This window comes from Tardiphaga sp., assembly GCF_044340795.1.
Classification (GTDB): domain Bacteria; phylum Pseudomonadota; class Alphaproteobacteria; order Rhizobiales; family Xanthobacteraceae; genus Tardiphaga.
Genome location: NZ_JBIISY010000256.1, coordinates 1 through 8138, shown reverse-complemented (window position 1 = coordinate 8138; position 8138 = coordinate 1). Strand labels below are relative to the sequence as shown.

General features: G+C 63.8%; 12 protein-coding genes. 8 read left to right on the top strand and 4 right to left on the bottom strand.

Translation table 11 applies throughout. The annotated features are described in order from the left end of the window. The coding region (locus tag ACIQ17_RS27740; protein WP_398472592.1) for a 3-hydroxyacyl-CoA dehydrogenase family protein at positions 1-146 on the top strand (146 nt) is incomplete at its 5' end. Between the two features lie 107 nt (positions 147-253). On the opposite strand, the gene ACIQ17_RS27735 is transcribed toward ACIQ17_RS27740, so the two are convergent. Further along, on the bottom strand, positions 254-649 hold the full coding sequence (locus ACIQ17_RS27735) for a rhodanese-like domain-containing protein (protein WP_398472590.1): 396 nt from the start codon (positions 647-649) through the stop codon (positions 254-256). A gap of 81 nt (positions 650-730) precedes the next feature. On the opposite strand from ACIQ17_RS27735, the gene ftrA reads away from it, so the two are divergent. Further along, positions 731-1702, top strand: a complete 972-nt coding sequence (ftrA, locus tag ACIQ17_RS27730; protein ID WP_398472588.1) for a transcriptional regulator FtrA — start codon at positions 731-733, stop codon at positions 1700-1702. A gap of 193 nt (positions 1703-1895) precedes the next feature. Here the strand turns inward: ftrA and ACIQ17_RS27725 are convergent, their stop codons facing one another. Further along, complete coding sequence (locus ACIQ17_RS27725; RefSeq protein WP_398472586.1) at positions 1896-2279, bottom strand: tautomerase family protein; 384 nt, start codon at positions 2277-2279, stop codon at positions 1896-1898. Positions 2280-2388: 109 nt separating this feature from the next. Between ACIQ17_RS27725 and ACIQ17_RS27720 the strand changes: the two genes are divergently transcribed. Both ACIQ17_RS27720 and ACIQ17_RS27715 read left to right on the top strand, forming a co-directional pair. Further along, positions 2389-3240: a LysR family transcriptional regulator gene (locus ACIQ17_RS27720; RefSeq protein WP_398472585.1), complete on the top strand. Its 852-nt coding sequence runs from the start codon at positions 2389-2391 to the stop codon at positions 3238-3240. A 59-nt stretch (positions 3241-3299) separates the two neighbouring features. Then, a complete protein-coding gene (locus ACIQ17_RS27715) occupies positions 3300-3488 on the top strand; it encodes a YjfB family protein (protein ID WP_398472584.1) in 189 nt (62 codons plus the stop codon). 38 nt (positions 3489-3526) lie between these two features. Here the strand turns inward: ACIQ17_RS27715 and ACIQ17_RS27710 are convergent, their stop codons facing one another. After that, entirely contained in the window at positions 3527-3886 is a 360-nt protein-coding gene (locus ACIQ17_RS27710) for a DUF1428 domain-containing protein (RefSeq protein WP_398472583.1), read from the bottom strand. 281 nt (positions 3887-4167) lie between these two features. On the opposite strand from ACIQ17_RS27710, the gene ACIQ17_RS27705 reads away from it, so the two are divergent. After that, positions 4168-5052, top strand: a complete 885-nt coding sequence (locus tag ACIQ17_RS27705; protein WP_398472582.1) for a hypothetical protein — start codon at positions 4168-4170, stop codon at positions 5050-5052. 1 nt (position 5053) lies between these two features. Here the strand turns inward: ACIQ17_RS27705 and ACIQ17_RS27700 are convergent, their stop codons facing one another. Then, on the bottom strand, positions 5054-5749 hold the full coding sequence (locus ACIQ17_RS27700) for a TlpA disulfide reductase family protein (RefSeq protein ID WP_398472580.1): 696 nt from the start codon (positions 5747-5749) through the stop codon (positions 5054-5056). Between the two features lie 104 nt (positions 5750-5853). Between ACIQ17_RS27700 and argH the strand changes: the two genes are divergently transcribed. From argH to ACIQ17_RS27685, 3 genes are all read left to right on the top strand, one after another. Further along, positions 5854-7290, top strand: coding sequence for an argininosuccinate lyase (gene argH, locus ACIQ17_RS27695; protein ID WP_398472578.1), 1437 nt, complete (start codon positions 5854-5856; stop codon positions 7288-7290). A gap of 92 nt (positions 7291-7382) precedes the next feature. Continuing rightward, complete coding sequence (locus ACIQ17_RS27690) at positions 7383-7670, top strand: lipoprotein (protein WP_398472576.1); 288 nt, start codon at positions 7383-7385, stop codon at positions 7668-7670. A gap of 5 nt (positions 7671-7675) precedes the next feature. After that, positions 7676-8138, top strand: a 463-nt coding sequence (locus tag ACIQ17_RS27685; protein ID WP_398472575.1) for a diaminopimelate decarboxylase family protein, incomplete at its 3' end; no start/stop codon positions are given.

The following is an 8138-nucleotide window of genomic DNA, read 5'->3' as shown; positions in this document are numbered from 1 at the left end:
TGCAGGTGCTGCATGAGGGCCTCGCGGACTCCAAATATCGTCCGTGCCCGCTGCTGGTGAAATATGTCGAGGCCGGCTGGCTCGGCCGCAAGACCCAGCGCGGCTTCTACGACTATCGCGGCGAGAAGCCGGTGCCGACAAGATAAGCACTGTACCGTAGGGCGGATTAGCCGAAGGCGTAATCCGCCTGCCGACTGCATGTGACGAAGAACGGCGGATTACGCTTCGCTAATCCGCCCTACGGGTTCTCCGGTCACGGCAGCGTCGCCAGTTCAAATCCCTCATCCACCCATCCTGTGATCCCGCCGGCCATGATCTTCACCGGCAGTCCGAGCTCCGCGAGTCGTAGCGCGCCGCGGGCGGCGCCGTTGCAATGCGGGCCGGCGCAATAGGTCACGAAGATCGTGCCTTTCGGCCACTCGCTCATTTTCGATCGCACGATCTTGCCATGCGGCAGGTTGATCGCCCCCGGCACATGGCCGCGCGCGAACAGCGCGGGTCCGCGGACATCGAGCAGCACGAAATCGGCGCCCCTGGCGAGGGAATCGTGAACATCCCAGCAATCGGTTTCGAAGCCGAATTCGGCGGCGAAATGTTCGCGCGCGAGGGCGCTCGGGGCAGGCGGGATGGCGGTTACGGCGGTGGGCATGGCAGCTCTCCTTTGCCCCGCCAGATCACCGGTCCAGCGCGCATCTTGCAATTGGCGCGAATGCCAATACACGTAAAGATCATGCCAAACCGCACAGGGCCCATGGTGGCCGCGCTTCTGTATGACGGTCTCTGCACCTTCGAATTCGGCGTCGTCGCCGAAATCTTCGGGCTGTCCCGGCCCGAACTGGGGCCGGGCTGGTACCGCTTTGCGAGTTGCGCCATCGAGGATGGACCGCTACGCGCCCATGGCGGCTTCTCCATCACGGCGGATTGCGGTCTGGAGATGATCGAGCAGGCCGACATTATCGTCGTGCCCGGCTGGCGCGGCGTCGATCATCCCGTCCCCGCGCATCTCTGCGAAGGTCTTCGCGCCGCCCATGCCCGTGGGGCGCGGCTCGCCTCGCTTTGCTCCGGCGCTTTCGTTCTGGCGGCGACGGGCCTGCTGTCCGGCGGCACGGCGACCACGCATTGGCGCTACGCCGATACGCTCCGTCAGCGCCATCCCGACATCACCGTCGATGATGCATCGCTCTATCGCGTGCATGACCGCGTCTATACGGCAGCCGGAAGCGCGGCCGGGATCGATCTCTTGATCGAGATCGTCCGTCAGGATTTTGGGCCGGCTGCAGCAAATTCGGTGGCGCGTCGTCTGGTGATGCCCGCGCATCGCACCGGCGGGCAGGCGCAGTTTCTCGAGCGGCCGGTGGCCGCCCGGGAAGGGCTGGAAATCGCGCCGCTGCAGGACCGCATCCGCGCGAATATTGCGACCCGTTGGAGCGTTGGGCGCATGGCGAAGGAAACACGCATGAGCACGCGCACCTTCCTGCGCCGGTTTTCGGAAGCGACAGGCCAGACGCCTGGCGACTGGCTCGCTGCAGAGCGCGTCAGTGAAGCGAAACGCCTGCTGTGTCAGGGGCAGGCCGACATGGAGAGCATCGCCATGGCGGTCGGTTTCGGCAGCGCGCATACCCTGCGCCATCATTTCCGCAGCAGGATCGGCCTCAGCCCCGGCGACTTTCGCGCGCGGTTTATGAGCGAAGCTCAGCCGTAGGGCGGATGAGCGCAGCGTAATCCGCCGCGGAGTTTCCGCAATGAAATCGGCGGGCGGATTACGGCTTCGGCTCATCCGCCCTACGGGTTGAGCATCCGCATCGCCTGCGCAACGCCTGGCACCATCGCCACGATCATCGCCATGCCCATGCCGATCCCGCAAAGCTGCGCCATCACCATCTCGCGTAGCGTGATCATGTTACATACTGGGCGACGCCATGACCGAACGACCAGTTTTCCGGCAGCACCTCGACGAGATTGATGAACACATCCTCCGGCCGCAAGCCGGGATCGGCAGCGAGCTTCTCGACGATCCGCTTGTAAAGCGCCTGTTTCTGCTCGCGCGAACGGGTGTTGCTGACTGTGGCCTGGATGATCACCAACGCGTCGCTGCGCTGGATGTTCATGTAAGCAGGGTCGTAGATGAAGTCGCCGTCGCCATGTTCGTGGATGGTGACGAAGCGGTCGTTCTCGGGAACGTTGAACGTTTCGCGCAGCGCTTCATAGACGCCGTCGGCAATGGCGGCGCGGTGGGACTGCGAGGTGCCCTTTTTCAGCGAGATGCGGATCAGCGGCATGATGGTCTCCTATCGATCAATTCCGACAAGTGAGATTTAGCGCTGCCTTGATCATTGGAAAACGATATGAAATAATATTTCAATAATGTCATTCTGAAATGATTGGCCCATGAAAGCGCTCGATATCGAAGCCGTGCAGGCCTTCGTACTGGTGGCCGACCTCACCAGCTTCACCCGCGCCGCCGAGGCGATGGGGAGCACCCAGTCGGCGATCAGCCTGAAGATCAAACGGCTGGAGAGCGGTCTTGGCAAGCGCCTGCTGGAGCGGACACCGCGGCTGGTGCGGCTGTCGACGGAAGGCGCCGCCTTCCTAGCCTCGGCGCGAAACCTCGTCGCCGCCCATCAGTCGGCCATTGGCTCATTCGTGGTCGAGCGCAGGCGGCTGGTGGTGGGAATCAGCCATCACCTTGTCGGCGCCGATCTCCCCGATGTCCTGAAACGCATGAATGCGACGGATCCATCGCTGGTGATCGAGCTGCGCATCGACACGTCGCGCGTGATGCTGGCTGCCTATGACGCCGGCGATCTCGATGCCGCCATCGTGCTGCGCATCGACAAGCGCCGCGGCGACGGTGAAGTCCTGATGGAAGAGCCGTTCGGCTGGATGGGAGCGCCGGATTTCCACCATACACCCGGCGAGCCGCTGCGGTTGGCGGCACAGTCTGCGCCATGCTCGGTGCGCTCCGCGGCTATCGCCGCACTCGATGGCGCCGGCATCCCGTGGACCGAGGCCTTTGTCGGCGGTGGTGTCGCGACCATCGGCGCGGCGATCTCGGCTGGTCTGGCGGTGGGCGCACTGGTGCGCCGGGTGGCGCCCGCCGGCAGCATCGATCTCGGCCCGCGCCTCGGTCTCCCGAAACTGCAGGATGCCGAGGTGATGCTGCATTCCAGCCTCACCGACTCCCGTGCCCGCGGCGCGTTGCGGACGCTTGGCGCCGCGTTCCGTGCGGGGGCGAGCTAGACAGCTTTCATTAACCCCGCACCGCTATACCGTCCGCACCACGTGTCGGAGTTTTGCAGATGGATATGGCTTTGGTCGCCAGCGCACTTGCCATGAAGCAGGCGGGAACGCAGCAGCAGATCGCAACCTCGCTCATCAAGCAGAACGCCGATATGGAGCGCTCGACGGTGCTCACTTTGCTCGAAGGCGCGCCGTCCCAGGCCAATCTCGGCACCGGTGTCGGCGGCAAGGTGGATGTGACGGCTTAAGCCCGCCACACCCTCCACCCTCATCGTGAGAAGTGGCCTCACACATCCACGATCGTCTTGAACCCGCCGAAGATCATGCGCTTGCCGTCGAACGGCATCTTGTCGGGTCCCATCATCTTTGCCATGCGCGGATCCTCCATCACCTTCTTGTTGATGCGGTCGCGATCCTTTCGTGACTTGTAGAGGATGTAAGCGAAGATCACGGTCTCGTCGGGCTTCATCTTCACCGCGCGCGGAAACGACGTCACCTTGCCCATCTCGACATCGTCGGCAACGGCCTCGCGATAATCCAGTGCGCCAAATTCACGCCAGATCTTGCCGGCCTTGCGCGAGATCTTGCGATAGGTGTCCACGTTCTTCTTTGGCACCGCGATCAGAAATCCGTCGATATAAGGCATCGGTTATCCTCGGTTGATGTGCGCGGGCGCCCAGCCAGATGCGCCGGCTCGTAGAAGACGATCATCTCCACGCTGGTCCGACACGATGGCGCGAGATTTCATGGCAGGAAACGGCGGCGGTGTGTCGCATGCCTGGCGGTGATGGCATTGACTGGCGGTCGGCCCGATGCGCGATCGGGCGCAGAATCGGCCGATCGATTCAACTTTAACGACCCATCTCACCCGCAATAAATACCTCCAAATGTATCCAGCTACCGCACATTATCAGGCGGGGCGTGGGCATGTATCGGGATTTCTCGGGCGTTGAACGCGCCCGGTCACAGGACGCGATTGCCTTTGACGGCTTCCAGCGCGCGCTCGAGTCCGATGCCGCAAGGATGGAGCGCGCCCTTCACCGCACCCATTTTGAGGCAGTGACGCAGCGTCTCGGACACGCGGAATTCGCCGATCTGCGCGTTATGATGCAGCGCCTGTTCTCGCGCTTGCGGACGCCGGTCTTTCCGAAGCGCGCGCATGATCCCATCGCGGCGGGGTTCTATCAGAGTGCATTGTCGCATCGCTGGGCCGAACTGCATGTGGCGCTCGCCAGCACCACAGCCATGGCCGAGATCGCCACCTTCATCGATCTGGCGCAGACGATTCAAGCGGCGGGTCTCACTGCGGAGATGCATGTCCATCTCGTGCGATGGGAGAATTTCGTCGATGTCGCACATCTGACGACGCATATGCGCGAGGCGGCATTTGCCGAGGCGCGAGAAAAGGTGGCGACGACACTTGCCGATGCGCGGCTTCGCTTTGTGATCTCGACCATCGATGTCGCTATTGCCGGGACACTGGCAGAGACGAGCGGCCCGACGGACGTTCTGGGCCTGCTGGCGTTGCTGGATTCGCCGCTGCGCATCGCGGACGCCGAACTAGGCCGCCATCGCGACTGGATCACCGCCTTCTATGCCCGGCAGCGCTCGCTGCAGCGGCTCGGTGAAGTCCAGCCGTTGGTCGATCTCGCGATCCGGACCGCGGTGGGGCGACGCGCTGCGGCCAGCTGCCGGCAGCATGCCGACACGCATTCGGGTGCCTGCCTGCTGCTGACATCCGAGCTCAATCAGCGCTTCCTGCCATGCTACGGCGACAGAATCCCGATCGCGAATATCTCGTTGGGCGGGTAGCTCAGTAGCCGGCAGCCTTTGGCGTCACGGTCGCCTTGATCAGCTTGATCGCATCCTCGCTGGCCCATTCGGCCGGACCATTGATCGTCGCGATCTCGCAGCCCTTGGCGTCGATCAGCACCGAGGTCGGCATGCCCAGGGCACGGCCGACACCCTTCAGCTCCTGGAACACCTTCGCGCTGGCGTCCGTGAAGTAATCGAGCCGGGTCAGGTTGCCGTCCCTCAGGAAGGCCTTCGGCTTCTCGGCGTCACGGGTGTCGATATTGATCGCCACCACCTGGAAATCCGATCCCCCGAGTTTCTGCTCGAGCTCGTTCAGCGCGGGCATCTCCTTGCGGCAGGGCACGCACCAGGTCGCCCACAGGTTCAGGAGCACGGTGCGGCCGCGCCAGTTGGAGAGCTTGGTCGGCTGTCCCTCGGCATCCTTGAATTCGAGATCGGGCAGCTTCAGGGGCGTCTTGGCTATGGTCAGCCCGGCGACTTCGCCACGCACCAGCGGCTCCAGCCGCTTGGCCGTCTCGACGGCCGGGAAGCAGGTCGGGTCGCCCGGCTTGCCGCGCCAGAGGTCGTCGATCCGCGCCACCACGGTGTAGCCGATCATGACACCCACCAGCACCGCACCGAGCACGATGACGCGGCGTTTGCTGGGGCGGGGGGCCGGGGAGGGGGGCGTCTGAGGGGGCTTGGGGTCTGTCATTCGGTCTCGGTTATGGCTATGCAGGGGCGCAAATGACATGCGGCAGATCGCGCGCGATCACCCGGTCCGAATGGCCCGGCCCGCAACAGGATGAGTGACAATTCATGGCTTCACGCAAGGGCAGCAAGTCCAGCAAAACGTCCAACAGCAACAAGATGTGGGGCGGATTGTTCTCCGACAGCCCCGACGCGATCATGGAGGAGATCAACGTCTCCATCGACGTCGATCGCGCCTTGTATGCCCAGGACATTACCGCTTCCAAGGCCCATGCGGCGATGCTTGCCAAACAGGGCATCATCACCGCGAAAGATGCGAAAGATATCGCGAGCGGTCTAGACACGATCCTGTCAGAGATCGAGAGCGGCAAGTTCACCTTCAAGCGCGCGCTCGAAGACATCCATATGAATGTCGAGAGTCGATTGGGCGAGCTGATCGGCCCGGCCTCCGGCCGCTTGCACACCGCCCGTTCGCGCAACGACCAGGTGGCGACGGATTTCCGCCTGTTCGTGCGCGACACCATCGACGAGCTGGACGCTGCCTTCGCATCACTGCAGCAGGCGCTGGTCGATCGCGCGCTGGAACATGCCGATACGGTGATGCCGGGCTTCACCCATCTGCAGACCGCGCAGCCGGTGACCTTCGGTCATCATCTGCTCGCCTATGTGGAAATGGTGGCGCGCGATCGCGGCCGTTTTGCCGATGCCCGCAAGCGCCTCAACGAGAGCCCGCTCGGCTCCGCCGCGCTGGCCGGCACCTCGTTCCCGATCGACCGCCACGCCACCGCAAAGGCGCTCGGCTTCGACCGCCCGATGAACAATTCGCTGGATGCGGTCTCGGATCGCGATTTCGTGCTGGAGACGCTATCGGCGGCCTCGATTGCCGCCGTGCATCTGTCGCGTTTCGCCGAGGAAATCGTGATCTGGACCTCGCCGCTGGTCGGCCTTGTCCGCCTGTCGGACAAATTCACCACCGGCTCCTCGATCATGCCGCAGAAGCGCAATCCGGACGCCGCCGAACTGGTCCGCGCCAAGACCGGCCGCGTCATCGGCTCGCTCAATGGCCTGCTGATCGTCATGAAGGGTCTGCCGCTGGCCTATCAGAAGGACATGCAGGAGGACAAAGCCGGCGCCATGGAGACCTATACGGCGCTGTCACTGTCGATCCGCGCCATTGCCGGCATGGTCCGCGACCTCGTGCCGAACGAGGCCGCCATGAAGGCGGCGGCCGGCGAAGGCTATGCCACCGCCACCGATCTCGCCGACTGGCTGGTGCGGACGCTGAAAATGCCGTTCCGCGAGGCGCATCACGTCACCGGCCGCATCGTCGGCATCGCCACCAAGAAGGGCGTGGCGCTGCATGAGCTCGATCTCGCTGAAATGCAGGCGGTGGAACCGAAGATCACCGCCGAGGTGATGAAGGTGCTGTCGGTGGAATCTTCGGTGAAGAGCCGCGTCAGCTATGGCGGCACGGCGCCCAAGAATGTGACCGCGCAGGCCAAGGCCTGGCTCAAGCGTCTGGAAAAAGACAAGAAATCGCGCTGAACGTGGCTCAAGGGCCACACTTCGACGGGCTGTGGGGTCTCGCCACGGCCCGGCATACTTTGTATGGTGCGTCAGCATTTGGGGATTCCGCTGTGACACGTTCGACCCGCCCGGCACGCGCGCCGTTGCGCTCTTCTTGGGCTCTTATCGTTCTGACCGCTTCCGCGCTGGCGCTTGGTGCCTGTGGCCGTAAAGGCGGTCTTGACCTGCCGCCGCAGGCCTCCGCGCAGCCGATGGGCACCGCGGCGCCTGCCGGCGATCCCGATGCCAATTCGGCAGCTGCGAAGGGCAGCGCGATGACCTCGTCCAACGAGCCGGACGAAGTGCGGGCCGCGCGCGGTCGCAAGCGGTCGTTCTTCCTCGATCCGATCCTGGACTAAGCGCCATGCGCCATTTTGACTATCGCAACGGCGTGCTGCACGCCGAAGGCGTTGATATTGCCGAAATGGCCGAGGCCGTCGGCACGCCCTTCTATTGCTATTCCACTGCCACGCTGGAGCGTCACTACAAGGTGTTCGCGGATGCCTTCGCCGACACCAAGGCGCTGGTCTGCTACGCCATGAAGGCGAATTCCAACCAGTCGGTGCTAAAGACGCTGGCGAAGCTCGGCGCCGGCGCTGACGTCGTCTCCGGCGGCGAATTGAAGCGTGCGCGTGCGGCCGGCATCCCCGCCAGCAAGATCGTGTTTTCCGGCGTCGGCAAGACCGAAGCCGAGCTGCGCTTCGCGCTCGACGAAGACATTCTCTGCCTCAACATTGAATCCGAGCCCGAGCTTGAGCTGCTGTCGAAGCTCGCGAGCGAGATGGGCCGCACCGCGCGCATTTCGATCCGCGTGAATCCCGATGTCG

Bases quoted from the DNA above. Each gene is read 5' to 3' on its own strand.
- ACIQ17_RS27735 (WP_398472590.1), bottom strand. From the start codon at position 649: ATGCCCACCGCCGTAACCGCCATCCCGCCTGCCCCGAGCGCCCTCGCG.
- ftrA (WP_398472588.1), top strand. From the start codon at position 731: ATGCCAAACCGCACAGGGCCCATGGTGGCCGCGCTTCTGTATGACGGT.
- ACIQ17_RS27725 (WP_398472586.1), bottom strand. From the start codon at position 2,279: ATGCCGCTGATCCGCATCTCGCTGAAAAAGGGCACCTCGCAGTCCCAC.
- ACIQ17_RS27720 (WP_398472585.1), top strand. From the start codon at position 2,389: ATGAAAGCGCTCGATATCGAAGCCGTGCAGGCCTTCGTACTGGTGGCC.
- ACIQ17_RS27715 (WP_398472584.1), top strand. From the start codon at position 3,300: ATGGATATGGCTTTGGTCGCCAGCGCACTTGCCATGAAGCAGGCGGGA.
- ACIQ17_RS27710 (WP_398472583.1), bottom strand. From the start codon at position 3,886: ATGCCTTATATCGACGGATTTCTGATCGCGGTGCCAAAGAAGAACGTG.
- ACIQ17_RS27705 (WP_398472582.1), top strand. From the start codon at position 4,168: ATGTATCGGGATTTCTCGGGCGTTGAACGCGCCCGGTCACAGGACGCG.
- ACIQ17_RS27700 (WP_398472580.1), bottom strand. From the start codon at position 5,749: ATGACAGACCCCAAGCCCCCTCAGACGCCCCCCTCCCCGGCCCCCCGC.
- argH (WP_398472578.1), top strand. From the start codon at position 5,854: ATGGCTTCACGCAAGGGCAGCAAGTCCAGCAAAACGTCCAACAGCAAC.